This is a genomic window from Mesorhizobium sp. P2_F8 (assembly GCF_056403655.1).
The window spans coordinates 316,438-341,070 of record NZ_JBFUFB010000006.1 but is presented as its reverse complement, the minus strand read 5'-3'; the positions used below and the strand labels follow the sequence as shown (position 1 = coordinate 341,070).

Below are 24,633 nucleotides of genomic sequence, written 5' to 3'. Positions count from 1 at the left end.
GCCTTCCGCGGCTTCGCGCCGACAGGTCAATTGCGGAACATTTGTTTCCGAAATCCTATGCCCACGCCCCTAGATTGATACTCTATGTCACGGTCACGACTGTATTCAACGCTGTTCTTGAGGAGCAGCTAAAATTCCTGCTTGAATTCCGTATGTACCGCGTTGCTTTGTTGGCACGGGTGCATCTCTCCTGGCATCGGGCTGGACTGCTATAGGCGCACCCAGGCGACAAGGTACGGATCGCAGGCGCGGAAATATCGGTGTTGCCGCCGGCCAGTGCGAGTTCCGCCGCCCTGGTTTGCATGGTGGTGCTGAGTTCCTTCTGTTTCAGGCGCAGGTCCTCGTCCACGACATTCCTCCGTTAGCTGGAGGTCTAGCGTATCGACGAAGGGGAAGTTGCCCCCACGCGTCTAATAGGCTGTCTTTCGCCGTTTAGGTCCTTAGTTTTCACAAGGACCTTCCTTGGCTTCCCGAAAAGCGCGTGTAGCTTGTCCGCGACCTCCATAATCGCAGGGAAGGCGGCATAGAAAATCGACATAGTGTCGCCTGCAAGGCCGTTACGAGAAGCGTAGTCCTCCAAGGCTTCTCGCGAAACGGTCAAGGTGAACGTGCCGGCATCTTGGTCCCAGACCAGAACCTCTACACCGCCGGCATTTATGTAGGGTTCATTCTTACGCCGATGATCCAGCAGGGTAGCCCCATGTTGCGCCCACAGCTGCTCGCAGTCGTTTGCCCTCAGGCTTGGCGTACCCGGTTTGCCATAGAATACCATCGCTGCCCGCACGTCATATCCAAGCACCTCTGCATTGGCAACGAACTGGATGGCGTCCCCGAGGCGAGTGGTGCCGAGCTTGACCTCCGTCTTGCTCGCGAGGTCGATCACACCAATGATTTCGGCTTCGTTATTCCTGGCAGCCAATACCGCACATACAGTCGCGAGCATGTGAGCCTCCGCTAATAATCTTAACCTCCAGGAGCCGGCTTGTTCCCCGCCGCGACTAGCCGACCTGCAAACCAACACGGACAGCCAGCCCAACCGGCCACTGATGCCGTCGAGGAGCGAGAATGCCCGCATTAGTTAAAAAAATAACAAAAACCTAAAAGGCCCTGGTCCAGGTCGGCCCAAGGGAACGGCGAACAAGACCACGCTGCTCAAGCACGCTATTTTGAAAGCAGCGGCGGAATATGCCTAACTGCGCGGGGCTTCGCAGTTACCAGCCGGGGCGCGATGAGGGGAGCTTCGCCGCCCCGGGGCTTGACTGGCGGAGGAAGTGCCCGCCGCTCCGCCGTTTCTGTTGATAATACTGCTCATAACCCGTTGTAAACACCATTAAAATCAATAATGTCACGTATGCGGTTATGGCAACGGGACACGAAATGGCTAGGCACAAGCTTTCTGAAGCAGGCCTTAAGAAGCTCGACAAGGCCGGCATTTATAGCGACGGCGACGGGCTTTTCCTCCGCGTACGCAAGGGCGGATCGAAGCAATGGTTTTTCATTTATAAGCGCGCCGGCAAGCGCGCCGAACTCGGCCTGGGCGGGTACGGGCAGGGGACAGCGCCGGTTTCGGTCGCCTTGGCGCGCGAGAAGGCCGACATATTTCGCCAGCGGCTTGCCCGAGGCGAGGAATTGCGCGCGAGCATTAAGCCGCCGCGTATCATCACATTCGAACACTGCATGGACGAGTTGCTGAAGGCGAAGGCCGGCGACTGGAAGAACATGAAGCACAAGGCGCAATGGGAGATGACCCTGCGCGAGTATGCCAAACCGCTGCACGACATGGCGGTGTCCGATATCGCTCTTGGCGACGTTAAGGAATGCCTCCTGCCTCATTGGAGCGAGAGGCCGGAGACAGCCGACAGGCTGCGATCACGCATACAGGCGGTCATCGACTACGCCATTGCCCATGAGTGGCGCAAAACGGCGAATCCGGCTCTCTGGCGCGGTCTGCTCGACAAGGTGATGCCAAAGCGCCAGACGCTTTCCCGCGGCCATCATGCGGCGCTTGCGTACGCTGAGACACCCACGATGATAGCCAAGCTTCGTCAGTCCGTGGGTACGGCGGCGCGAGCGGTCGAGTTTCTCGCCCTAACTGCCGCGCGCACCGGCGAGGTTCGCGGCGCCACGTTCCCGGAGATCGACACGAAGGCAAAAACCTGGACCATCCCGGCCGATCGCATGAAAGCCGGGCGCCAACATGTTGTGCCACTCACCGACCAGGCCCTAGCGCTTGTCGAGATCATGCGCCAGCGATCGACGTCGCCGCTGATCTTCGCCGGAGGCATCGAGGATAGGCCGATATCGGACACCGCCATGACCAAGGCGCTTCGGCTGGCATCACCGGACAAGAAGGCGACGCTGCATGGGCTTCGCAGTTCGTTCCGCGACTGGTGCGGCGATTGCACGCCCTTCGAGCGTGACGTTGCTGAGGCCGCTTTGGCTCACACAATCCGCGATAAGACCGAGGCTGCTTACCGGCGTGCGACGGCGCTCGAAAAGCGGCGCGATCTGATGATGGCTTGGGAAGCCTACCTGTCTCCACCGGTCAAGCGGGGGTCTAAGCAATGACCAACAAATATGACGGCCTTGCAATAATGAATCTTCGATACGACGGCGACGATTCGCTGAGGGAGATAGCCAAGATCCTGCGGCGTGGCGATGCCGAACCGGACTTTCTAAGGATGCTTGCCGATCAAATCGACCCCGACAAGAGGCAAACACTGACTGGAACGAAACTCGTCATCTCCAGAACGAAAGATCACCGGCCAAAGGCACGTCCAAAGTATGATCTGCGCAATTTTATATACGTCCATCGCTTTGGGTTTGCCGAAAATCTCGATGCCGTTGTGGCTGCTGCCATGGCAAAATTTGCTTGCAGCCGGTCGACGGTGATGAGGGACGTCGGGGTAATGAACACCTACTGGGGCAAGCGGACAGCTGAAGAGCAAGCCGAACACAAGGAACTTTGCCGTTTGAGCCGCGCCGAAGGCTTGGTCGAATACGCTCCGCTTCACTAAGTGCTGACTTATTGAGACTTCACAAAGCGGCATCTTATTGAAACCGTTATCTTGTGGCGGCGCAGTCGTTCATGTGCAAATTGGGAAGCCGTTCACCGGAGCGGCATTATCGAAAGTGCCGTTCCTAACTGAGAAAGGAACGGCAAATGGACTCCCCAGTCCTCATCAGCATCAAGCAGACCGCCGCCATGACGTCACTGTCACGCGGGGCGATCAACATCATGCGCCGGCAGGGAACTTTTCCAGCAGCGGTTAACCTGACCGGGGCGAAACGGGTCGCGTTCGTCCGAAGCGAAATTGAGGCATGGATCGCGCAGCGCATCGCGTCGCGGGAGGCCGCATGATGCTTCCTCAGACCGATCTCCAGCCCGATGAAGCCGTGCGAGCCGCTGCAGAGTACCTTGCAGGGCCGCGCGAGCGCACAGGCCAGCCCTGCGTTCCTGAACTCAAGACCCGCTATGGTTTGACGACCCTGGAGGCAATCGAGGCGATTAGGATCGCCAACGCCATTCGCAGAGCGAGGGCGCACTGATGATCCCAGAAAAGCGAAAACCCGACCGCTACGCAGCAGCGGCCGGGCCTTCAAAGTGCAGAGCGCAGGGCAGGCTCTTCCCGGTAGATTATTCCGCCTCCGAAACGATTGCAAGCGGTGGCGTCGGTGCCCAAACCTGAGCGCAAGCGGCTGCCGTGGGAGAAAGAACTAGTCGACTTGAACAAGTTCGACTGGTCGATCGCCGTCGGGCTTTCTCATTGGCACAAACACTCCCCTCTACAGCTTCGCATCGCCAACGTGCTCATGCAGCACGCGAACGATGGAAACATTGCATGGCCGTCTCGACAGACGCTTGCACAGTATGCCGGCGTTGCTGACTCCGGCCAGGTTCGAAAGGCGGTTCGAGCTCTCAAGAATTCGGGTTCGATTAGCTACTGCAGGATATCGCAACTCGACGACGCGGAACAGGCGAAGATCACCAGGCAGAAGCGCGGACTCGCCTACAAGCTCGAACTGTTCTGGGCATATGAGCAGCTTGAGGAATCACAAATACCGCTGAGAGCAATGCCGAAACAACTTCGGGACGGGAAGGCACGCAAGCAACTGGAGCAGGAGCTAGACCGGTCTACGGCAGACCGCTCCAACCGGTCTACGGCAGACCGCTCTACACCGGTCCACGATAGACCGCCTTATAAGGAGGGAACAGAAGAGATCAGCGTAAAGAAGGCTCCGAACGAAGAAGGTTCAGTGTCTACGCGCGACCCCTCCAACGCCTACAGCCAGGCCACGAGGGGCGCATGAGCCGTCCCCGCCAAGATAGGTATCTCGACCGCCAGGCGTCCGGCCGGCGCGTGCTGCGCGTCGAGGTCAAGGCAGTCGACGCGATCGAGCTCTTGCACGATGCCGGCTATCTGAAGCCGAAGCCAGTCGAGCGCGATAGCTGGAGTTGGGCAGAAGTGGAGGCCGCAGCCAGCAAGTTTTTTTGTGACGCGTCACGTCATTCTGGCGCGCGCTCTGCCATGCTTCGCGTGTTGAAACAGATGTTGAAAATTGCATGACCGACCTCGACGACAGGCTCACCATAAAAACCGCGGCGACCGCGAAGTTCACTCGCGTGAAATTCGTAGACGAGGAACAGCGCGTTATCGAGGGGACTGCCAGCACTCCGGTCACAGACCGGGCCGGAGACATCGTAGAAAGCCTTGGGGCTGAATTTGTCTTGCCTGTTCCGTTGCTGCTCGACCACCGATCAGACCAAAACGTTGGTGAAGTTTTCGAGGCTCGCGTCACGTCCAAGGGCATCCGCTTCAAGGCCCGCATCGCGAAGATCGACAAGCCCGGCGCCGCCCAGGATCTCACGAACTACGCTTGGGACTTGGTTAAATCCGGCCTGCGCAAAACGGTTTCCATCGGCTTCCGCGGCCTCGAAACGGAGGTGATGTCCAATGGCGGACTCCGCTTCAAAACGTGGGAACTCCTAGAAATTTCGCTGGTGTCGAATCCGGCCAACCCGCAGGCGTTGATCGAAAGCATCAAGGGCGATCCGGATTCGCTGCCACCACCTCGCCGCACGGTTCCGACGGTTCCGGTGGTCCCTGCACCGGCGATTGTCGTTGATACCAAAGCCATCGAGATGCGCGATATCACCGGTCGCCTTCACGATCTGGGAAAGGCCCGCAAGCGCTACGCAACACGTAAATGGCAAGTCATTGGTGCCGAGCGTGACGCAATGGACGCAGCGATCAAAACCGTCGATGCCGAGACCGAAAGGCTAATTGCGCGGCAAGTCGCTATCGAGACCGGGATCAATATCCAGACCAAGGAGGTGCCGCAGCAGCACACGGCGCAGGCATGGGAGATTCGCAATCGTCCAGAGCCTTCCCTGGCCGGCCTCGACGTCAACCAAGTGCTCGCCGCGCACCCTGACCTGCTCGACCATTACATCGATGTCGTGGCAAAAATGATGAGCGACATTGACTGCGGGCCGAACGCTTTGGTCTCCCGCCAAGAGGCGGCGGTTACCGACGCCTCCATGATGTCCACGCTCATCCAACTGCGAGCAATAACGAGGCTGTTCGACAAGCGCTTGAGCGATCTCGAGGCCAATCAGCAGAAGTTCGCAGGCGTCTACCAGCGCAGCCTGCCCTATCGAAAGGGCAACCTGGTCGTGAACGCGGGAAGCATGTGGTGCGCGCTGAAGGATGCTCCAGAGGGCGCAGCGCCCGGAGCCGATGCCGAGACCTGGCAACTAGCCGTCAAGCAGGGCGATGTCCGATGACCGACAAGCCGCGCAACCCGCTCCGCCGCCCGCCGCGCAGCGCCGAGGAGCTAGACGCCGTCGGCCGCGTCCTATTCGGCGACAAGAAATGGGATGCGCACATGGCCTCCCGCGAGCGCGCCAGGCGCAAGGCCATCGAGCTCGGTCTGTCCAACAACGCCGTTTCTCTGGACGCATTCACGAAAGGCAAGACCGATGGAAACTGAGATATGGATCCCCGCCGGCTGCGTCGACGAGGTCGAGCGGGAAACCCAACGGCAGATGCGCCACTTCCTTCCGAAGCTGACACTTGCGCTCGGCCGTGAGCCGAAAGAGGTCGAGGTCGACAAGCTTCATGCGTGCCTCTTCAAGCACTTCTCAGAGGCCCGGCAGGTGGCACCGGCCGACGCTTTGCTGAACTAGAGATGGTCACGATGTTCTGCGCCGGCATCGAGATCATAAGGCGACGGTCGCGGCGCGTTATCAGGACGCTGGCAGTGGCCGTCGCCAACCCCTCGGGGGGGACCTTCGGTTTTAGATCCGCGAACGGGCGCCTAGACCGCTCCGGGGTCATGCACAGTTTGCGTGCGCGCGCCGGGAAAACTCCAGAAATTCGGATTTTGAGGTGAACCACTGATGGCAAAGCGAGGCAGACCAAGCCGTGCCGTTGCATCGAAGCGTGCATTGAAGGGCGTCGATCTGGCCGCGATCGATCCTCTTGAGATATTGCGCGAGATCGCCGCCGACACCAGCGCTCCGGCAAATGCACGACTGCAGGCCGCCCGCACCCTCCTGGCGCGCGCTGGCAAGAAAGAGGGCGGCGACGGCGCCGAGCTCGACCGTGTCTCAGCGAGGGCCTTGGTCTTGCTGAAAGGTGGCCGCAAATGAGTCGACGCGAGGAAGACGCGATTCCGATCATCGAAACTTATCGCGGTGTCGGGCTGCACGATTGCCAGACCGAGGATCGCCTTCGCCTAGTGCGCGGCGAGATCGACAAAGTGCTCGCGCTCGACGAGGTCGATCAACTCGTCGATCTGTGCGGCAATGTTCGCTGGTCGCCGGAATCGAGGCTGTTAGCCGCGGCGAAGTTGCAGGCCACACATCAGCTTGCCGCCGAGGATCGGAAGACGAGGCCAGCGTTCGACCTTAGTTTTGTCGTCGCTTGCGTGGCCGGCTTGGATAGCGTGTACTGGCGCGATCCGTCTAACTTTGCCTCGCTGCTCGACCACGGCCCCGCGCCTGGCGAACAGGGTCCGGTGCCCCGCGCAACGCCGTTGGACGATGGCCGATGAGCACCCCTGAGATGATCGGCTTTTTCCCGAGGATCGAAAGCGTCACCATCGGCGCCGACCGCTTCGACCTCACGTCATGGGATGGCGTACGCGCCTGGCTGCAGGTCGATGCTCCTCAAGAGTTTCATTTGAACAAACAGGACGAACAAGAATGCTCCGATTTAGAGGTGGCCTAATGCTGATGCCAATGTTCTCCCCAACTCACAATTCCGCAACATGGCAGACGAACGCCCAGGCAAACCCAACCGGCAACAACGCCAGTTGGAACGGGTACACGCTTCGCATGAGGGTGAACGCCGCCGCGCTTTCCAACGGCGGCGGCTCGAAGGTTCGCGTGACCTGGAAGGCAGGCAGCTCGGCCGGTTTCACCTTCGACGCCTGCTATATCGGTGCCGGCGCCTCGGTGGGTGACAACTACGATTTCGAGACGACGCCAACGCAACTGACGTTCAATGGCGGCAGCGCAGGTGCGACGGTGACCACGGGCAATTCCATCGTCTCCGATGAGATCACCTACACGGTCAATGCCAGCAAGAACCTGATCGTGTCGATCCATTTCAGCGCAACGTCTGCCGTTGGGATTGATAACGGCGCCACCAACTTTCAGGGCTATTACAAGAGCGGCGTCAGCGAGGCCGGTACCGTGAACGTCAGCGGCTATTCGGCCGGCACCGGCACAGTCAGCTATGGCCTCGCGAAGATCGAATCCTTCGTGTGATGGCGGTAGGTTTTGCGCGACAAAGACCTGACCGAACGTCCTGGCAAGGGCCGGCGCTGGCGTGGTGGCCGTTCTAGGGCAGGTACCCCGCCAACCCGGCCAACAAATAGGCGGCAAGCAAGATGCTTGTGGCCAGCACAAGGACGCCTACAGCGGTGTACCGATCATGCATCCCCCACAGTGCACGAGGCGGGATTTGGATTCTATTGGCCATAGGGGAAGCATGCGCGATGTCGAGCTAACTCAGCGGCCTTGCCGGTGCTGGACGCGGTGGGCCGAGGGCACCGGCGAATGTGATCGCGGCGACGGGCCGGCCAACAGGCCGGCGCCAGGAGGCGCGGGGCGCATCGGTGGTGTAGGAGAGCGGCCGGCGAGAACGCGCGCGCTATCGCTCGCACCGACCCAAGAGTTGGAGCGCGCCGCTGGGGTTCAATCCGCCGGCGGCGCGCTTATTCATTACGGTGTGCAATCGCCGCCGGCGCCGCCACCGGCCGTGACGCCCTTGGTGTTGAGATTTTTGCAGAGGCCGGTGAACTGATCGCCGACCCAGCCGCCGACCGCCAGAATTGCCAGCAGCGACGCCGCAGCAATGATGCCGACCAGAATAGAGTATTCAACCATCGCGGCGCCAGATTCGTCGTCGCGAAACTGCTTAAAGAACTTATGCATGTTTACTTACCCCCTTTTTGACTTTCAACCCCGGAGCCGACCTATGCTTCAAAGCCACCCCGTCGAGGATTATTTAGCGGTCGCTTAAGTTCCGGAGTCAAAGGGATTTTAACGCAACGTTAACTGGAATGATCTCCGAAAGCGCTTGGGTGTTCGAACTAACCAAATGATTTTGCGTAGATTTTGGCGACTTTAACTATAGAAGTAGCTCTTTGTTGGAAGATATATCCCGTTATTTGTACAAACTGCGATGACGTTGTTTTTCACGACGTTCAATGCGCTGCCTGCAGGCCACAGCAGCACCAGGACGCGCTGAAACGGTTCGGCGGTGTAGGACAGCGGCCGGCACGAATCGTGCGTTCTGGGGCTGCCTTGCTGCGGCGTTTTTTAGCAACAGCTAACGGAACGGAAATAGCCCTGCGATATTGAATCAAATTCGAGTTGCAGGGAGTTTCGATGCGTAAGGGTGCCGGCGTTGGCCGGTTGTCGTTCATTGAACCGTTGATGCCGACGCTTGTCGAGAAGCCGCCCGAAGGGGAAGGCTGGCAGCATGAGGTGAAATTTGACGGCTATCGCTCCCAGATCGTCAGGGATGCCGGAGGCGTCCGCATCTTCACCCGCCGCGGCTTAGACTGGACGGCGGAGTACCGCGACCTAGCTGCCGCTGCCGCCTTGCTTGAGGTGGAAAGCGCCATCATTGATGGTGAGATCATCGTTCTGAACGACGCCGGCCTGTCCGACTTCGGCGCGCTACGGAAGGCGATCACTAGGCGCCAGCAAGACCTCTATTTCGTCGCCTTCGATCTTCTACACCTGAACGGCCACGACCTACGCGACATGCCTCTTCAAGACCGCCGCGAGATCCTGGCGGCAATGATCCCGGAAGGCGGTCGCATCCAATTCAGTCAGGCGCTGCCGGGCGACGCCAAGGCGATCTTTCATCTGGTCGACCAAGCCGGACTTGAAGGCATGGTTTCGAAGCGGCGGGACAGCAAATACCGGAGCGGCAACTCGACGGCCTGGCTGAAGGCGAAATGCTACACGATCGATGAATACCAATTGCTTGGCGTGGAGCGCGAGGCAGGTAAGCCGGCCTTCGCACTGATGGCTGATCGTGCGACCGGGAGGTATGTCGGCTCTGCCTTTATCAACTCGAGCCGCGCCATCCGCGAACGCCTATGGAAGCGCGTCCAGGAGCACGCAGGGCCGGCCCCGATGGGCATGAACCGGCCGGCCACGCAATGGGTCAAGCCGGGCATCATCGGTCGTGTGAAGCACCTGCGTGGCGAGGATGACCTACGCCATGCCTCGCTGCAGGATTTTCGGGAGGAGTGAGGAGATGCAATTGATCACCGGTCTCATTGCCCTGATAGTCTTAAGTGCAGCGGGAACCGCAATAGCGTTGAAAGCTACCTCCACCCAACTGCTGATTCATGAGGAAAAGGAAGCATCGGGCTTGTTCGCGTGCCAATATTTCACCGGGACAGGCGTAGAGATCAACCATTCCAAAGCCCGCTGCGAGCGGTTCGCCGTGGTAGCGAAATAAACGAGATGGCTCTCTCTGAGGGCCTTGCAGGTGCCATCGATATCAGGAATATAATCCTTCGTTGCGGCGAACCCCTTCAACGGAGATCGCCATGTCCAAGACCCTCGCCGATACCCTGGCCGCTCGCGAAACGATGTACGTCAATTGCGAGCACCCGATGTGCTGCAGGTCGACAAAGCTCGACATCCAGGCGCTGATAGACAAGCTCGGGCCGGACCACGGTTCGATGCATTGGGACCTGGTTGGCCGCTTCGCCTGCACGGATTGCAAGGCTGCGGGCCGCGACCGCCGGCCGGTGTTCTTCACTGTGGTTCCTGATTACGAAGGGATCAACGCGAAACGCAACCGCGACTGGAAACCGACTTTCGAACGATAGACGAGGGCGTCAGGAAGGCTATATTTTAGCTATGCCTGATAAACCTGATAAGCCTGTAACAACGTACGTGGTCAGCGTCTTCGAGAAGCCGCACTGGCGGACCGTGCTGACCACGAAGGACAAGGCCAAAGCGCTAGCGATGGCGAAGGAGATCGGCGACAAGGTGCGGGTCGAGGAGATCACGCCGAAGCCCGAAGCGGCGCTAGAGCGCTTCGTTGGCAGAGACGCACCGAAGCACGATGTCCTGGCTGTTCTCGACTTCGTGCATTCGACGTTCGCAATCTTTTTGACTGGGAAAGCCGCGCTCTCTGACTTGGTAGGCGACGCTGCCCGATGCATTCACGGCTACCATAAGCACAAATCCCCCGCCGCCAGTTCTCTGGACGCTTGGGGCCGACTGGCATCCGGCCAGCGCCACAACGGCGGTAAGCAAAGCAATCAGTTGCACTGTTAATCTCCACCTGTCCTAGCGCTGCGGCAGTGGACAGTAGACGCGAACTTTCCCAGCGCTGCGCGGCGTGCGGATTAATAGCGTCCACTGCGGCCCTGGAAAAGTGATGCTATGCTGTTGCAGGCTCATGATCATACTGAAGCAAACCGTCCGAAGATCCTTGTCTTGGACGTCGATCGTGGCCGACACCGTGCGATGGCGCGCTGAGAACTTGCAGGGAACGAGATCGCCAGCGCCGTCGATCACGCGGCAAAGGAGGCCCGCCGATGCCACAGCGTCGGCATTGGCCGGAACCATGCTGGCGAGCAGCACTGCTGCAGCGAATACGATGCCCCTCATGGCGGTGAGCATCGCGCGCAAGCTTCGCCACCGCAAGGGCGTGCTTGACGATTCAACGTCGGCGGGCCTTCTCGACCTGAAGCAGCACCCATTCCTGCGCAAGACGGATCAGTGATTTGATCAGTCTCATGGCTTGCTCAACCTCACCCCAGCGCCACCGCCGTTTCGTGGAATAAATTCGACCCCAGCCGCCTCCAGAGCGGTCTGCAGGTCGAGCAACGTGCGGTCGTATGGCGTCCGCTTGCCGGCTTCGAAATTCGCGATGGTCGTTTTCGCGACTTTCGAGGCAGTCGCCAGCTGATCCTGCGACCATCCGACAAGTGCACGGGCCGCCCGACACTGTGCTGGCGAAACTGCCATTTTGATTAAACCTTGCATTAAAAGTGTTGACTACACGATAGATGCAGCCTTATACCATTAGTGCAACATTATCGCAATTGGAGAACACCAATGCCGAACACACCTGTTCGGGCAGCCGCTGAAGGCATGCCCACGCTCAACCGCCGGACCGCCCTTGCCGTAACCAGCGCGGGGCTCGTCTCTGCGATCACCGTTCTCTCCTCGCCGGCAAAGGCGAAGCCCGCCAACGCCCCGTCCGTGTCCGACGAGTTGCTGGCGCTCATCGAGGCGAAGCATGCGCAGTATGCTCGCTTCATCGCAGCGATCGACCGCGCTACTGAACTCGAAGACGCCTATTTGCCGAAGACCGCCGAACTCTATGTTCCGCTGTCCATCGGTGGCGGGCAGTCGCGCAGCCTTCGCTTTTCCGAACTGAAAAGAGTCGAGGCCGATCTGCGCGACGACATCAAGCGCCGCTACCGCGAGCAGGAGCAGAAGCTTGGCTCGCTCGGCAAGATTGCCCCTGATCTGGCGAAGCAGTCGACCGCCGCGCTTCGTAAAGCCGAGCAGACCGATCTGCGGACATTGAAGCGCCTCGTGAAGGAAGAGCGCGCCAGGCGCCTCGCTGCCGGGCTAGAGCAGGCAATCGAGGAGCGCAACGAAGCGTCAGACGCCGAGCGGGACGCGCTGAACGCCGTCTGCGCTTTCCGCTGCACCACCATGGAAGAGCACCGGGTCAAGGCCGCTTTCCTGCTGGAGTTCGCGACCGGCAAATATGGTGACCTGCAGTCCGAAGACATCGACGCGCTGCTCTGGTCGTTCCTGCCCGTCGAGGCCTTGGAAGACGCGGTCAAGGCCTCGGAAGGCGGTGATGCATGAACGCGCCCGCACGTAACGACAGCTTCGACGCCGTCGGCAACATGGAAAAGCCGCTGGCGGTGGCCAAGGATCTGGTCGTCGCTCTGGCGATGGTTGCTGAGACAATGAGCAACGCCGAAGGCAGCGTCGTCCAGCGGCTTGCATGGCTGGCGGGAGAGAACATCGCGGCGGCTGAAGCCCTCCGATGCGACCTTTTTCGGTTGACGCACCCGAGGCGGGACGAGTTCGAAAAAGAGGGTTGGCCCGGTGACGGGAAAGGCGGTGCAGAATGACCGCGGCCAGGAGAATCATCAACCCGCAATATCCCGGCATGTTGGCGGTCGACGTGATGGACCATGCGATGGACATGCTCCGCGTCGCACGGCTCGCGATCAACGCCTTTGAAGCCGACCAGTCCAACGTTTCAGAGAAGGAGATGGCGTCGATCGGCTACGTTCTGATCTACGCGCTAGATCTTCTCCAGCCGGTCCGGGAGCAGTTGAACAGCGAGGAAGGCGACGCCTTAGGCGGCAGGAAGGCGGTGCGGTCATGAATCGCCAAACCGTATTCATCGGCATGACGCCGACCCTACGCCTTCGCCTGGAAACCACGATCGAGAACCTGCTCGGGCTGCTCGACGAGATCGACGGCGGCGACGATCGCGAAGGCGATGACGAGCGGGAAGCGAGCGACGAGCGGGAGCTTGACGCTGGCGACTATGATGGTCCCGGCTTCATATCGGGAGGCCTTGGCCTCTAATCATTCCGCACACGAAACAATCAAGCCCGCTGCCTCAGTGGCGGGCTTTGCCGTAGTCTGCGGGCTTAGGCGGCTCCGTCGTATTCCTTGAGCAAGCCTTCCAACTCAGCCTTTGTACGTCTGTGATCTGAAAGGAGACTGGCGGTCAGGTCGCTATCAATCTTTCCGTCGCGCATCGAGTAATAGCGCCCTTGTCCGCTCTCCAGTCGCTCGATCGACTTCGTCACACTCACAAGCTCTTTTCTCATCCAAGCGATGTGATTTTTCCGCATTTCATCTTTCATGGATCAGATCCTACAAAGGCGGTTTTTGATCAGTAGCAGGCCTTGGCCCCGTCAAGGGTATCGACACGATCGATACAATCCGAGATCCGGCAACGACACTGCGATCGACGTGTTCGGCCAGCCCATGATCCCTCCCAAGGTCCGAAGTGGCATATTCGCAGGATGGAAGGCGAACGCAAGCCGCCGCACAGATGGCAAGCCTATGTCGTCAGCTTGATCAGAGGCTGCACCGCATCCGCGCCAAAGCGATTCCTGACGAATTGGATTTGCTTGTCGTCGCGCCCAATAACTAAAGAATTGGCTTGTTCCACGATAAGGCGGTTCGTGTTGCGGACGAGAGCCGAGGCAGAAAGCTTTTTGAACTGTTGCACCGTGTTCGTATTGTTCGCCGCGATAAACAATATGCGGGGTCCCATCCGCAAAATTATGTGCGCGAATTCGTGGCGAAGCCCCGTTCTAACAATTGGTCTGTCCGACGTCAGGAGTTCATGGGTGGCTGCATCAGTACGCACGACGGACCAAACCATTCGGTTTATCGCTTCACCGATTCTTTCGTTGTCCATGAGCGGAACGAAGACCTCGAAAAGATACTTCTCGATCGTTTCGAGCGGCACTTGAGCCATGTATTCGCTGAAAGTCGCAGGATGATCGCCAACCTTAGCGATCTTAGCGTACTCGGCCTCTTCCTCTGGGTCTGTGGCCATAATGACGTTTTTCCAGCGCGTTCGCAGCGCCATCATATCTGGTGGCATCCGCAACATGAGCGAGATCAGGAAGCGGGACCAGGCTGACCGCATCTCAGATTTCCAAGGCCCGCCAGGCCCATTCGTCTCTAGCCGCTTTAATGCGTCTGCTGCGAGAGAATCGGTGACGCCAAAGAATTTCTCTTCGATCTGTTGAGCCATCTCCGGCGGAAAGCCTTGCATCGAATACAGATCGATCGCGTAGCCTGTTCCAGCGGGGTGCGTGCGTCGAGGGACAATTTCCTTAAACGGTCGGCTGAACTCGCAAAGGCGGCCATCCGACCCAGCACAGCGCTTCAAATAGAAAATTGGCAGGTAGTGGTGCTTTCGTGGCGCATTGTGCGTCCGATTATCGAGCGCCGCCATCTTGTTGCCCCTGGTGTTGCCCGGAGGCAAGTGGGCCTATCGGAGTAGTGTCGTTCAAAATGCTTAAGTCTTTGAAAAGTTTGGCTCCCCGGGCCGGATTCGAACCAGCGACCAACCGGTTAACAGCCGGTTGCTCTACCACTGAGCTACCGGGGAACAGAGGCTCTCATGTGAGTGGCGCAGCCTATAGCAAACCCTTTTCCGCTTTGCAAAGAAGCATTTCGCATTTTTCCGAGGCTTTTTCGCTCAGGCGTTTCTCGCAATCGTTCGCGGATGCCCTCATATTAGCCGTCTTGCTGGGGATATGGAACCGAAAGCGCGGTTGCGGCTTAGATTCAACGGTGCTCCTGAACGGTCAAAAGGGTTAATCTTTCGAGACGATGACAGCACAAGACAACCAGATGCCGACGCGGAAAATCTCGGTTTTCGGGCGTGAGTTCAAAATGCCGCGCTCGCGCGGGCTCAGAATCACCATGGGCATCGTGCTGACCATCGGCGGCATTCTGGGTTTCCTGCCGATCCTCGGCTTCTGGATGGTGCCGCTTGGATTGCTGGTGCTGTCCTATGAATTCGCCATGGTCCGCCGCCACCGGCGCCGCTTCGTTGTCTGGTGGGAACGGCGCCGCCGGCCGGATTGAGGCCGACAGCGCCCGGTCTCAGCGCCCGGCGTGCTCCTCCAGCGCTTCGCGGATCTGCTTGAGAATCGCAGCCGCCGAGGCGAGCTTTGCCCGGTCACGCGGCAACAGGCTGCTCGCGCTCCCGATGCACAGGCGGTCAATGGCTTAGCGCAAAAGCTCTTCGCACTGCGGCAGCGACAGGCCGGACGCCGCATTCATGTCGTCTGCCTTGCCTTTTGCTGCCGTTGTCCGACGCATGGCATGTCTCCCGCCATGTTCAACGTATGGGCTGCTGAATGAGTTTCTTCCGGCGTCGAGCCATGCTTAACAAGCAGCTAACGTATCGTCGTCAGGCCCGGGCCTGTGATTTGACGGGACGCTGCCCAAACCGGCGAGAGGAAACCGTTCGGAATGCACGGGTGGCCGCTTGACGGCATTTTCGCCGCAACCTATTGGAACCGGGTGGAACGCCGGGAGCAATGAGGCCTCGTGGCGGAGTGGTTACGCAGAGGACTGCAAATCCTTGCACCCCGGTTCGATTCCGGGCGAGGCCTCCAATGCCCGGGCCCCCGCGCAGCAGCGCTGGGGCCTGAAGTTCCGATCGTAATGAACCGCGGTTCTGGCGCGGCAAGCGGATTGGTTGGAACATGAGCGCTGATTTCTCCGAGCTTCGCGTCAAGATGGTCGACGGCCAGGTCCGCACCACCGATGTGACCAGCGCGCCTTTGCTCGAAGCGATGCTTGTCGTGCCAAGAGAAATCTTTGTCGGGGCCGAACAGCGCGATCTCGCCTATATCGACGAGGACATCCGCATTGCCGCCGGCGCGGACGGCGCGCGCTATCTCATGGAAGCCTCGCCGCTGGCCAAGCTCATGCAACTGGCCGAGATCAGCCCGGCCGATTCGGCGCTCGATGTCGGCTGCGGCACCGGCTATGCCTCGGCCGTGCTGTCTCGGCTGGCGAAGTCCGTTGTGGCGCTCGAAAGCGATTCGGCGCTGGCTGAGACCGCTAGATCGACGCTTTCATCGCTCGGCTGCGGTAATGTGACCGTTGTCCACGGGGCGTTGCCGCAAGGACATGCGGCCAAGGCGCCCTATGACGTCATCTTCATCGGCGGCAGCGTCGCGGACGTGCCGGCACCGCTGCTCGACCAGCTTGCCGAAGGCGGCCGACTCGTTGCTGTCGAAGGCCAGGGCAATTCCGGCGTGGCCCGGCTTTTTTTTAAAGCGGGGGGGGTTGTAACCGGAAGACGCGCATTTAATGCGGCAATTAAGCCACTACCGGGATTCGAACGTATTCGCGCCTTCGAATTCTGAATGATTTTGCCTTGCAGGATAGGCGTTGTCATGGTCGCTTGTGTTTGAAATCGTTGCTGATCCGCAAAACTGGGGGCACTTTGGGGCTGAGCAGCAGGGAACATTGAACACGCGGCGCCGGCTGCTCAAGAAGGAGAAGCCGGCGTGGCGTGGTTCCCATGGACAACGAATGAGGGATACATGGTCCTGCCTATACGCAAGAGTCTTTTCGCCGCCGTCCTCGTTTCCGCGACCGCGCTTTCTCCATTCTCGGCCTCGGCGGAATCCATCCTCGGCGCGCTGGCAAAGGCCTATCAGTACAATTCTTCGCTTAATTCGGCCCGGGCCGGCGTCCGCGTCACCGACGAGAGCGTCGCCATCGCCAAGTCGGGATGGCGCCCGACCATCAACGGGTCGGCGGACATCGACTACTCAAGCAGCCATCTCAACGGCACGAACTCAAGCGTGCGGCTGACCACCGGCAATTTTGGCGTCCAGATCAATCAGACGCTGTTCGACGGTTTTCAGACCAGGAACAATGTCGCCGCCGCCGAAGCGCAGGTCCGCGCTTCTGTCGAAACCCTGCGCAACACCGAAGAGAACACCCTGTTCAGCGCGGCGCAGGCGTATATGAACGTGATTCGCGACCGCCAGATCGCCGTGTTGACCGAGCAGAACCTGCAATTCCTGACCGAGACGGCGCGCGCGGCGCGTTCGCGTTTTGAGGTTGGTGAAGGCACGCGTACCGACGTCGCGCAGGCCGACGCTTCGCGGGCCGCCGCCGTGGCATCGTTGAGCGCCGCCCGCGCGCAAGCCTTGTCCAGTGCCGCAAGCTATCGCCAGATCGTCGGCGACGAACCGGGCAAGCTCAAAGCCGCTTCCCCGGTGGCAAAACTGTTGCCGTCGAGCCTCGCAGTTGCCGTCGAGGTGGCCGCGAACGAGCACCCGGCCATCCTTGCCACCCAGCATCTGGTCGACGCGGCCGCGTTTTCGGTGAAGTCGGCCGAAGGCGCGCTGCTGCCGCAGCTGACTGCAAGCGCGGGTGTTTCGAGCGATTATCGCAATACTGTACCGGGCGTCTTCGCGTCGCAGGACGGCACTACCAATTCGGCCAACATCGGGGCCACGCTGAGCATCCCGATCTATTCCGGTGGCCGTAAATCGGCGATTGTGCGCCAGGACAAGGAATCGCTCAGCCAGGCCCGCATCGAGGTCGACGTCAGTCGCGACCAGGTGCGCCAGGCCGTCACCGCCGCCTGGACCGAGTACACTGCCGCGCAGCAACAGCTCACGGCCAACAAGCAAGTGATCGAGGCCGCGAAGCTAGCACTGAGCGGCGTCATCGAAGAACGCAATGTCGGCCAGCGCACCACGCTCGATGTCCTCAACGCACAGGCGACGGTCATCACCGCGGAGATCAACCAGGCTGGCTTTGAACATGATGTGGTGGTGGCGAGCTATGCCATCCTGCAGGCGACCGGCCGCCTGTCCGTCGACCGCCTTGGCTTGCAGGTGACGAAGTACAGACCTGAAGAGCACTACAACGCGGTCAAGGACAAATGGTTCGGCCTGCGTACGCCGGACGGCCGCTGAGAGGTTCGACTCGGACTTTTCGGTCCCTCCTGCCTGAGCCAGCTCTTTGGCTCCACTCCCCGTTGGTTCGGTATCTGGTCTAATCTGTTGAAATCCCACAAGTCCCCAGATTGGGGATTCTCGTGCGGCGATCCGTCGGTTACGCTGGCGTCATGATTCGATCCGGCTTTGCCGGAGCGGAAATCTGCAACGGGTCACAAGGGCGGCGGATGTGACGATGGCGACGGCAAGCAGCGCACAGCGCGAACCTTCCATGGAAGAGATACTGGCTTCCATCAGGAGGATCATCGAGGACAGCGACGGCGGCCGCAAGCAGCCGGGCGACACCGACGAGCTGCGCCAGGACTTGGAGCCGGCGGCGAGCGCCGGTGCAGTTGCCGACGTAGAGGCATTCCGAGCCGACCTGCAGGCCCCAGAGATCAAGAAGCCGGTGACGCTGGCGGAAGTCCAGGCACAATTGCCGGCGGCCGAGCCGGTGATCGCGCGGATGGAAACGCCGTTGCGCCCGGAGCCAACCCCGGTAAAGCCATCGATGACACTTGCAGAAGTCAGCGCCCGGGTCGCCGCCGAGCCGACCCCGCCGCTCATGGCCGACGCGCCGGAAGCGCGTCTTATTGCCGACTCGCTGGCAGTGCGCCCTGTCGCCGACGCCCCCGTTGCCGATTGGCGGCGCGAGATCGCCGCCGTCGGCGATCACGCCAAAGCTGTGCCGGACAGAGGCGAGGCCCTTAAGCCGGTTGTCCAGCCGCCAGTGGAGGCTCCGAGGGACGAACCGACTGCCGAAGCAGCCCCCGAGCCGTCTCATCCAGGCGCAAGCGCCGTGCGACCGGCTGTGGCCAGCGACGCGCCGCGTCCGGCCATCGTTTCCGAGCACACGGGCCGGCAGGTTGCCGCCGCCTTTGGCGAGCTTTCCGATGCGTTTGCCAGCCGCAGCAAGAAGACATTCGACGAGATGGCCGAAGAGATGCTGCGGCCGATGCTGCAGGATTGGCTGGACAACAATCTGCCGACACTGGTCGAGCGGCTGGTGCGCGAGGAGATCGAGCGCGTGGCGCGCGGGGCGCAGTAGTCTCAAGTGCCATCACCCTCGAAACGCCGCCCGTGAGGCGGCGTTTTTGTCGACGAGGTCAGCCCCGCGCTGGTCGCGAAGCAAATGAGGTTGTCGTCGGGATCCCTGACGATGAACGTGCGGGCGCCCCACGGTTCGGTTCGCAATGTCTGGTGGAACGGAGCCTCGGCTGCCTGAAACTCCAGGAACAGCGCCTTGATGTTGTCGAGTATGATCGTCGCCGCCAGCAGGTCATCGGCCGAATTGGCGGCCAATGGCGGCTTGTCGACATGGCGCAGGTTGAGCCTTGCGCCATCGCGGACAATCTGGGCGTAGAAGGGTGGCTCGCCATAGGTGAAGCGTGTTTCGAAGCCGAGCTTTTGCCGGTAGAAATCACAGGCCGCTGCAATGTCGCAGACAAAGAGCTGTGGTTCGGCAAAGGCGAGATGCGGTTTTGCGGCGTCTGGTGCTGCACGATCGGTCACGGTTTGAAGGCCTTCCTTCAGCGCCTGCCAGCTCTCGAAACCTGACTTCCTGGCGACGAGTTCCTGGGCATCGGCAAGCTTGAAGCCGTGATCGAGGATCTGGCTGTCGCTGAGATCGCGAAAACGCGGCAAGAGCCATCCAATCACAGCGGCGACGGGATAGTACCGCTCGCGATGCCATTTGAGATAGAGCTTGGCCTGTTTCTTGTGGTGTTCGAGGGTCGGCATGGGCGCACTGCGGGGTTGAGGTGGCGTAGGCGGGCAATGCCCCTCCGGCCGGAAGCCGATGCGCCCTACAGCAGGCTTGGTAGCGTATTGCGGCGGCACCTGCCGGTCAAGGCGCAAGCGCTACGGCCTTCTCCGAGGAACTGGCCCCTGCCAATCTGATCGATGGAAGTGGGTCTCCTTGACCTGATCCAGGCCGTATCTATTTGACGTTGAGGTTCCGAGGCAGCCCCTGCGGTTGACTTGGCCAAAACCTTCCGATTTACACCGGACCAGCAAACTCCCGACAGCGCGGACCATTTTCCCATGCTTGAAAAGACCTACGACGCAAAAACCGTCGAGCCGAAGATCGCCAAAGTCTGGGAAGACGCCGACGCGTTCCGCGCCGGCGCCGGGGCCGAGGAGGGGGCGGAAGCCTTCACCATCGTCATCCCGCCGCCGAACGTGACCGGCTCGCTGCATATGGGCCACGCGCTCAACAACACGCTGCAGGACATATTGGTGCGCTTCGAGCGCATGCGCGGCAAGAACGTGCTGTGGCAGCCGGGCATGGACCATGCCGGCATCGCCACGCAGATGGTGGTCGAGCGCCAGCTGATGGAAAAGCAGATCCACCGCCGCGACCTGACGCGCGAGCAGTTCATCGAAAAAGTCTGGGAGTGGAAGGACGAATCGGGTGGGGCGATCTTCAACCAGCTGAAGCGGCTCGGCGCCTCGGCCGACTGGTCGCGCGAACGCTTCACCATGGACGAGGGCCTGTCCAAGGCTGTGCTGGAAGTGTTCGTCACGCTCTACAAGGAAGGGCTGATCTACAAGGACAAGCGCCTTGTGAATTGGGATCCCAAGCTGCTCACCGCGATCTCCGATCTCGAGGTCGAGCAGCACGAGGTCAACGGCAATCTGTGGCACTTCCGCTATCCCATCGAGGGCGAGGTCTTCGATCCGGAAAATCCGAAAACCTTCATCACCGTGGCGACGACGCGCCCCGAGACGATGCTGGGCGACACCGCCGTTGCCGTGCACCCCGACGACGAGCGTTTCCGGCATCTGGTCGGCAAGAACATCGTCCTGCCGATCGTAGGCCGCAAGATCCCGGTGGTGGCTGATGAGTACTCCGATCCGGAGAAAGGTTCTGGTGCGGTCAAGATCACGCCCGCACATGACTTCAACGATTTCGAGGTTGGCAAGCGCCACAAGCTGCCGGCGATCAACATCCTCACCGTCGCGGCGGCGATAAGCCTCAAGGACAATGAGGATTTCCTCGCCGGTCTCGAGGTGACGCCGGAGCGGCAGGCAGTCTGGGATGAACTCAACGGCCTCGATCGCTTCGTCGCGCGCAAGAAAGTCGTCGAGCTGATGGAAGAAGGCGGCTTCCTGGAAAAGGTCGAACCGCATCGCCATGCTGTGCCGCATGGCGACCGCGGCGGCGTGCCGATCGAGCCGTTCCTGACCGAGCAGTGGTATGCCAACGCGGCGGAACTGGCCAAACCGGCGATCGCCTCGGTGCGCGAAGGGCGTACCAATTTCGTGCCGAAGAACTGGGAAAAGACCTATTTCGACTGGATGGAAAACATCCAGCCCTGGTGCATCTCGCGCCAGCTGTGGTGGGGTCACCAGATTCCGGCTTGGTATGGGCCGGACGGGCGCGTCTTCGTCGAGAAGACCGAGGAAGAGGCGCTGAGTGCGGCGATCGAATATTATCTGGCGCTGGAAGGACCATGGAAGGCTTGGGTCGAAGACAAGCTCGAGAACTTCAAGCCGGGCGAGATCCTGATCCGCGACGAGGACGTGCTCGACACCTGGTTCTCGTCGGCGCTGTGGCCGTTCTCGACGTTGGGCTGGCCGGACGAGACGCCCGAGTTGAAGACCTACTACCAGACCGACGTGCTGGTCACCGGCTTCGACATCATTTTCTTCTGGGTCGCCCGCATGATGATGATGGGCCTGCATTTCATGGACGAGGAGCCGTTCCACACCGTCTACGTCCATGCGCTGGTGCGCGACAAGAACGGGCAGAAGATGTCGAAGTCGAAAGGCAACGTCATCGATCCGCTCGACCTCATCGACGAATATGGCGCCGATGCTTTGCGTTTCACTTTGACGGTGATGGCGGCGCAAGGCCGTGACGTGAAGCTCGATCCGGCGCGCATCGCCGGCTATCGCAATTTCGGCACCAAGCTGTGGAACGCGACGCGCTTTGCCGAGATGAACGAAGTCGCGCGCAACGACGATTTCTGGCTGAACGATGCCAAGCTTGCGGTCAACCGCTGGATCCTCACCGAACTGACACGGGCGGCGCGTGAGATCACGGACGGCATCACCTCATACCGCTTCAACGAGGCGGCTGGGTCGGCCTACCGGTTCGTCTGGAACCTGTTCTGCGACTGGTACCTGGAACTCCTGAAGCCGGTGTTCATGGGCACGGATGAGGCGGCCAAGGCCGAAAGCCGCGCCTGCGTCGCCTTCGTGCTCGACGAGATCTACAAGCTCTTGCATCCGATGATGCCGTTCATGACCGAGGAACTGTGGGCGCAGACCGCTGGCGAAGGCAAGGAACGCGCCTCGCTGCTGTGCCATGCGGCGTGGCCGTCGCCGGACTTCGAGGACGCCGACGCTGCCGCCGACATCAACTGGCTGGTCGATCTCGTCTCGGGCATCCGCTCGGTGCGCTCGGAGATGAACGTGCCGCCGGCGGCGATCGCGCCGCTGGTCGTGGTCGGCGCCAACGAGGTGACCCGCGAACGGCTCGTTCGCGAGGACTCGGCGATCAAGCGGCTGGCACGGGTCGGCGACATCTCGCTGGCCGATGTCGCCCCAAAAGGCTCGGCGCAGATCGTGCTCAACGAGGCGACGATCTGCCTGCCGCTTGGCAGCCTGATCGATCTCGCCGCCGAAGCGGCACGGCTGCAGAAGGAACTGGCCAAGGTGACCGAGGAAATCGCGCGCCTGCACAAGAAGCTGTCGAACGAACGATTCGTCGCCAGTGCGCCGGCCGAGATCGTCGATGCCGAGCGTGAAAAGCTCACCGAGTACCGCGACGCGCAGGACAAGCTTTCGGTGGCGTTGACGAGGGTTCGCGACGCTGGTTGAGGGCAGATTCGTGGCGCCTCGGCGGCTTCGAAATCAGACCTTCTTGCCTCGAAAATAGGCATTCCGCTGCGTTAATGTTGACGTAAACGGAAAGTTTTGGCCCCATTGTTGCCATAATGTAACAATGGGGCCCTGAATCCCCAAAAACATATATTTTTGAGCCTTTTGGGCGGATTTTTCTCGCGTTTTGAGGGCGGCACACACTCCGGAGGCGGTTTTTTGGCCTAACCGCAGTGGCTTGTTTTGTGTCGAAAATGCGCTTGGCGAACATGTACATGTACGCCCCAGGAATTCGTTATTGCACCGTTAACCCGAATTGGTTCTAGCTTGCCGCACTCGAATTCGGGGAGGACATTCATGACTATTTTGCGACATAAAGCACTGCTGGGGGCGGGGTGCTTTTCGCTGGCTTTGATCGGGACGGCGTTGAACTCGGCGCATGCTGGCGGCTTGGAGCGCGGCGGCTACGACATCGACTTGCTGTTCGATCCGGCGCAGGTCACAGGCGAGCTTTCCGGCACCTATGTGATGCCGCAACGAGACCTGAAGAATGCAACGGATACGGATCCATCTGACGGCAATCTCAATGCGCTGGGCAAATCCAGCACGGCGCGCGATACCGAAAGCTATTGGGTGCCCTACGGCGGCATCAAGATCGGCATGGGACCGGTCGATTGCCTGGGCGACTACTCCCAGCCGATCGGTGCATTCAGCAATCCTGGTGCGAACTGGGCGGGTGCACAAAGCAATGTCGAGACGAAGGTAGAGAGCAAAGCCTTCAGCGCGACCTGTTCTTACAAAATGGACCTCAGCAAAGGTCAGTTTCGCTTCATCGGCGGCGTGTTCCATGAGGACGTTTCGGGTTTCAAGGAACAGTTGGTTGCTCCCATTCCCGCCTTTCTCGGCACAGGCATTGGCCGCCTTGATCTCCAAGGAGATGGATGGGGATGGCGTGCCGGTGTCGCCTATGAGATCCCGGACATCGCCTTGCGCGCCAGCCTGGTCTACAATTCGTCGGTCAAGCTCGACAATTTGAGTGGAACGCTTGATTTGACACAGGTGCCTGGGCTTATCAATCCCGCAAATCCGCTTCTCGGCAACGTCACTGACGTCTATGGTTCCTCGCAGGTTCCGGACTCTGTTGAACTCAAGCTTCAGTCAGGCATCGCTCCCGGCTGGTTGGCTTTTGGATCCATCAAGTGGGTGAATTGGAGCGATCTGCAGAGCATCCCGTTCTGCCCGACCTCGACCCAGGGGCTCATTGCCTGCACGACGACCAGCCCGGTGCGCGCCACCTCGCTTGATTTGCTCTACCGCGATGGTTGGACGGTTTCCGGTGGCATCGGCCACAAATTCAACGATCAGTGGAGTGGGGCGGCGGTTCTCACCTGGGATCGTGGTACGACCACCGGCCTGAGCGCGCAGACCGACACCTGGACGGTGAGCGGCGGCGTGGCCTATACGCCGACCCAGAACATCGAAATTCGTCTCGGTGGCGCGCTGGGCGTGCTTACCAGCGGATCGATCCATTCGGTCGTCGGCAGTGACGGCGTTACCTACGGTACCGAATACACCGCAGACTTTGGCAATGATCTTGTTTCGGCGATCTCCACTTCCTTGAAGGTCAAGTGGTAACCATCTGAAGTGAAAAGAAAAAAGGCCGGGCATTGCCCGGTTTTTTTTGTTTGGGCCGGCGCCGTTTGGGCCCCGGCATCCAAGCTGCGTTGCATCGTGCGATTGTGACGTTTTGGCAACACTTTCTGAACAACCCCT

Annotated in this window: 33 protein-coding genes, 2 tRNA genes and 1 pseudogene; 29 read left to right on the top strand and 7 right to left on the bottom strand. The window is 60.2% G+C overall.

The genetic code is table 11. The features are described 5' to 3' along the window. Positions 1-373 precede the first annotated feature (373 nt). Complete coding sequence (locus tag AC1DZP_RS17250) at positions 374-943, bottom strand: hypothetical protein (RefSeq protein ID WP_477304004.1); 570 nt, start codon at positions 941-943, stop codon at positions 374-376. A 434-nt stretch (positions 944-1,377) separates the two neighbouring features. On the opposite strand from AC1DZP_RS17250, the gene AC1DZP_RS17245 reads away from it, so the two are divergent. The 13 genes from AC1DZP_RS17245 (at position 1,378) to AC1DZP_RS17185 (ending at position 7,777) form a co-directional block, all read left to right on the top strand. Next, on the top strand, positions 1,378-2,568 hold the full coding sequence (locus tag AC1DZP_RS17245) for a tyrosine-type recombinase/integrase (protein WP_477304002.1): 1,191 nt from the start codon (positions 1,378-1,380) through the stop codon (positions 2,566-2,568). Continuing rightward, positions 2,565-3,017, top strand: coding sequence for a hypothetical protein (locus AC1DZP_RS17240; protein ID WP_477304000.1), 453 nt, complete (start codon positions 2,565-2,567; stop codon positions 3,015-3,017). The genes AC1DZP_RS17245 and AC1DZP_RS17240 overlap by 4 nt, the downstream gene beginning before the upstream one ends. A gap of 146 nt (positions 3,018-3,163) precedes the next feature. Beyond that, positions 3,164-3,361, top strand: a complete 198-nt coding sequence (locus AC1DZP_RS17235; protein WP_477303998.1) for a helix-turn-helix transcriptional regulator — start codon at positions 3,164-3,166, stop codon at positions 3,359-3,361. Further along, positions 3,358-3,549 (top strand): hypothetical protein, encoded by a 192-nt coding sequence (locus tag AC1DZP_RS17230; RefSeq protein ID WP_477303996.1) that lies wholly within the window; start codon positions 3,358-3,360, stop codon positions 3,547-3,549. The genes AC1DZP_RS17235 and AC1DZP_RS17230 overlap by 4 nt, the downstream gene beginning before the upstream one ends. Before the next feature lie 177 nt (positions 3,550-3,726). Then, positions 3,727-4,311, top strand: a complete 585-nt coding sequence (locus AC1DZP_RS17225; protein WP_477303994.1) for a hypothetical protein — start codon at positions 3,727-3,729, stop codon at positions 4,309-4,311. Further along, on the top strand, positions 4,308-4,568 hold the full coding sequence (locus tag AC1DZP_RS17220) for a hypothetical protein (protein ID WP_477303992.1): 261 nt from the start codon (positions 4,308-4,310) through the stop codon (positions 4,566-4,568). Before AC1DZP_RS17225 ends, AC1DZP_RS17220 begins: the two co-directional genes overlap by 4 nt. After that, positions 4,565-5,788: an HK97 family phage prohead protease gene (locus AC1DZP_RS17215; protein WP_477303990.1), complete on the top strand. Its 1,224-nt coding sequence runs from the start codon at positions 4,565-4,567 to the stop codon at positions 5,786-5,788. Before AC1DZP_RS17220 ends, AC1DZP_RS17215 begins: the two co-directional genes overlap by 4 nt. Then, positions 5,785-5,994 (top strand): hypothetical protein, encoded by a 210-nt coding sequence (locus AC1DZP_RS17210; protein WP_477303988.1) that lies wholly within the window; start codon positions 5,785-5,787, stop codon positions 5,992-5,994. Before AC1DZP_RS17215 ends, AC1DZP_RS17210 begins: the two co-directional genes overlap by 4 nt. Continuing rightward, the gene (locus tag AC1DZP_RS17205) at positions 5,984-6,190 is read left to right on the top strand and encodes a hypothetical protein (protein ID WP_477303986.1); all 207 of its coding nucleotides are present in this window, start codon (positions 5,984-5,986) and stop codon (positions 6,188-6,190) included. The genes AC1DZP_RS17210 and AC1DZP_RS17205 overlap by 11 nt, the downstream gene beginning before the upstream one ends. A 213-nt stretch (positions 6,191-6,403) precedes the next feature. Next, positions 6,404-6,655, top strand: a complete 252-nt coding sequence (locus AC1DZP_RS17200; RefSeq protein ID WP_477303984.1) for a hypothetical protein — start codon at positions 6,404-6,406, stop codon at positions 6,653-6,655. Beyond that, complete coding sequence (locus tag AC1DZP_RS17195; protein ID WP_477303982.1) at positions 6,652-7,059, top strand: hypothetical protein; 408 nt, start codon at positions 6,652-6,654, stop codon at positions 7,057-7,059. The genes AC1DZP_RS17200 and AC1DZP_RS17195 overlap by 4 nt, the downstream gene beginning before the upstream one ends. Then, positions 7,056-7,235 (top strand): hypothetical protein, encoded by a 180-nt coding sequence (locus AC1DZP_RS17190; protein WP_477303980.1) that lies wholly within the window; start codon positions 7,056-7,058, stop codon positions 7,233-7,235. Before AC1DZP_RS17195 ends, AC1DZP_RS17190 begins: the two co-directional genes overlap by 4 nt. 113 nt (positions 7,236-7,348) lie before the next feature. Next, positions 7,349-7,777 (top strand): hypothetical protein, encoded by a 429-nt coding sequence (locus AC1DZP_RS17185; RefSeq protein WP_477303978.1) that lies wholly within the window; start codon positions 7,349-7,351, stop codon positions 7,775-7,777. Between the two features lie 456 nt (positions 7,778-8,233). On the opposite strand, the gene AC1DZP_RS17180 is transcribed toward AC1DZP_RS17185, so the two are convergent. After that, positions 8,234-8,446 carry a Flp family type IVb pilin gene (locus AC1DZP_RS17180; RefSeq protein WP_477303976.1) on the bottom strand — a complete coding sequence of 71 codons (213 nt, stop codon included), beginning with the start codon at positions 8,444-8,446 and terminating at the stop codon, positions 8,234-8,236. Positions 8,447-8,902: 456 nt separating this feature from the next. Between AC1DZP_RS17180 and AC1DZP_RS17175 the strand changes: the two genes are divergently transcribed. The 5 genes from AC1DZP_RS17175 (at position 8,903) to AC1DZP_RS17155 (ending at position 11,273) form a co-directional block, all read left to right on the top strand. Then, complete coding sequence (locus AC1DZP_RS17175) at positions 8,903-9,781, top strand: ATP-dependent DNA ligase (RefSeq protein ID WP_477303974.1); 879 nt, start codon at positions 8,903-8,905, stop codon at positions 9,779-9,781. Positions 9,782-9,785: 4 nt separating this feature from the next. Further along, positions 9,786-9,992, top strand: coding sequence for a hypothetical protein (locus AC1DZP_RS17170; protein ID WP_477303972.1), 207 nt, complete (start codon positions 9,786-9,788; stop codon positions 9,990-9,992). 91 nt (positions 9,993-10,083) lie between these two features. Further along, positions 10,084-10,368 (top strand): hypothetical protein, encoded by a 285-nt coding sequence (locus AC1DZP_RS17165; protein WP_477303970.1) that lies wholly within the window; start codon positions 10,084-10,086, stop codon positions 10,366-10,368. 31 nt (positions 10,369-10,399) lie between these two features. After that, positions 10,400-10,822 carry a hypothetical protein gene (locus tag AC1DZP_RS17160; protein WP_477303968.1) on the top strand — a complete coding sequence of 141 codons (423 nt, stop codon included), beginning with the start codon at positions 10,400-10,402 and terminating at the stop codon, positions 10,820-10,822. 175 nt (positions 10,823-10,997) lie between these two features. Further along, complete coding sequence (locus AC1DZP_RS17155; protein ID WP_477303966.1) at positions 10,998-11,273, top strand: hypothetical protein; 276 nt, start codon at positions 10,998-11,000, stop codon at positions 11,271-11,273. A 17-nt stretch (positions 11,274-11,290) separates the two neighbouring features. Here the strand turns inward: AC1DZP_RS17155 and AC1DZP_RS17150 are convergent. Further along, positions 11,291-11,518: pseudogene (locus AC1DZP_RS17150) on the bottom strand (helix-turn-helix domain-containing protein); the annotation flags it as partial. 90 nt (positions 11,519-11,608) lie between these two features. On the opposite strand from AC1DZP_RS17150, the gene AC1DZP_RS17145 reads away from it, so the two are divergent. Genes AC1DZP_RS17145 through AC1DZP_RS17130 form a run of 4 tightly spaced genes read left to right on the top strand, consistent with a single transcriptional unit; the run spans position 11,609 to position 13,114 of the window. Next, positions 11,609-12,376 carry a hypothetical protein gene (locus AC1DZP_RS17145; RefSeq protein ID WP_477303964.1) on the top strand — a complete coding sequence of 256 codons (768 nt, stop codon included), beginning with the start codon at positions 11,609-11,611 and terminating at the stop codon, positions 12,374-12,376. Further along, positions 12,373-12,648 (top strand): hypothetical protein, encoded by a 276-nt coding sequence (locus AC1DZP_RS17140; protein WP_477303962.1) that lies wholly within the window; start codon positions 12,373-12,375, stop codon positions 12,646-12,648. The genes AC1DZP_RS17145 and AC1DZP_RS17140 overlap by 4 nt, the downstream gene beginning before the upstream one ends. Further along, complete coding sequence (locus tag AC1DZP_RS17135) at positions 12,645-12,908, top strand: hypothetical protein (RefSeq protein WP_477303960.1); 264 nt, start codon at positions 12,645-12,647, stop codon at positions 12,906-12,908. Before AC1DZP_RS17140 ends, AC1DZP_RS17135 begins: the two co-directional genes overlap by 4 nt. After that, positions 12,905-13,114 carry a hypothetical protein gene (locus AC1DZP_RS17130; RefSeq protein ID WP_477303958.1) on the top strand — a complete coding sequence of 70 codons (210 nt, stop codon included), beginning with the start codon at positions 12,905-12,907 and terminating at the stop codon, positions 13,112-13,114. Before AC1DZP_RS17135 ends, AC1DZP_RS17130 begins: the two co-directional genes overlap by 4 nt. A gap of 65 nt (positions 13,115-13,179) precedes the next feature. On the opposite strand, the gene AC1DZP_RS17125 is transcribed toward AC1DZP_RS17130, so the two are convergent. The 3 genes from AC1DZP_RS17125 to AC1DZP_RS17115 all read right to left on the bottom strand — a co-directional run bounded on the left by AC1DZP_RS17125 (position 13,180) and on the right by AC1DZP_RS17115 (position 14,663). Then, complete coding sequence (locus AC1DZP_RS17125) at positions 13,180-13,398, bottom strand: hypothetical protein (RefSeq protein WP_477303956.1); 219 nt, start codon at positions 13,396-13,398, stop codon at positions 13,180-13,182. A gap of 200 nt (positions 13,399-13,598) precedes the next feature. Then, positions 13,599-14,507: a DUF4238 domain-containing protein gene (locus AC1DZP_RS17120; RefSeq protein ID WP_477303954.1), complete on the bottom strand. Its 909-nt coding sequence runs from the start codon at positions 14,505-14,507 to the stop codon at positions 13,599-13,601. A gap of 81 nt (positions 14,508-14,588) precedes the next feature. Next, a tRNA-Asn gene (locus AC1DZP_RS17115) sits at positions 14,589-14,663 on the bottom strand. A 224-nt stretch (positions 14,664-14,887) separates the two neighbouring features. On the opposite strand from AC1DZP_RS17115, the gene AC1DZP_RS17110 reads away from it, so the two are divergent. From AC1DZP_RS17110 to AC1DZP_RS17090, 5 genes are all read left to right on the top strand, one after another. Continuing rightward, positions 14,888-15,145, top strand: a complete 258-nt coding sequence (locus tag AC1DZP_RS17110; protein ID WP_477303952.1) for a hypothetical protein — start codon at positions 14,888-14,890, stop codon at positions 15,143-15,145. A 462-nt stretch (positions 15,146-15,607) separates the two neighbouring features. Further along, a tRNA-Cys gene (locus AC1DZP_RS17105) sits at positions 15,608-15,681 on the top strand. Positions 15,682-15,771: 90 nt separating this feature from the next. Further along, positions 15,772-16,440 (top strand): protein-L-isoaspartate O-methyltransferase family protein, encoded by a 669-nt coding sequence (locus tag AC1DZP_RS17100; RefSeq protein WP_477303950.1) that lies wholly within the window; start codon positions 15,772-15,774, stop codon positions 16,438-16,440. A gap of 180 nt (positions 16,441-16,620) precedes the next feature. Continuing rightward, on the top strand, positions 16,621-18,012 hold the full coding sequence (locus AC1DZP_RS17095; protein WP_457153486.1) for a TolC family outer membrane protein: 1,392 nt from the start codon (positions 16,621-16,623) through the stop codon (positions 18,010-18,012). Positions 18,013-18,229: 217 nt separating this feature from the next. Beyond that, on the top strand, positions 18,230-19,081 hold the full coding sequence (locus AC1DZP_RS17090; RefSeq protein ID WP_477303948.1) for a PopZ family protein: 852 nt from the start codon (positions 18,230-18,232) through the stop codon (positions 19,079-19,081). A 2-nt stretch (positions 19,082-19,083) separates the two neighbouring features. Here the strand turns inward: AC1DZP_RS17090 and AC1DZP_RS17085 are convergent, their stop codons facing one another. Beyond that, positions 19,084-19,773: a bleomycin resistance protein gene (locus AC1DZP_RS17085; protein WP_477303946.1), complete on the bottom strand. Its 690-nt coding sequence runs from the start codon at positions 19,771-19,773 to the stop codon at positions 19,084-19,086. A 303-nt stretch (positions 19,774-20,076) separates the two neighbouring features. Between AC1DZP_RS17085 and AC1DZP_RS17080 the strand changes: the two genes are divergently transcribed. Both AC1DZP_RS17080 and AC1DZP_RS17075 read left to right on the top strand, forming a co-directional pair. Beyond that, positions 20,077-22,860, top strand: coding sequence for a valine--tRNA ligase (locus tag AC1DZP_RS17080; RefSeq protein WP_477303944.1), 2,784 nt, complete (start codon positions 20,077-20,079; stop codon positions 22,858-22,860). A gap of 357 nt (positions 22,861-23,217) precedes the next feature. Next, the gene (locus tag AC1DZP_RS17075) at positions 23,218-24,495 is read left to right on the top strand and encodes an OmpP1/FadL family transporter (protein ID WP_477303942.1); all 1,278 of its coding nucleotides are present in this window, start codon (positions 23,218-23,220) and stop codon (positions 24,493-24,495) included. Positions 24,496-24,633: the final 138 nt, after the last annotated feature.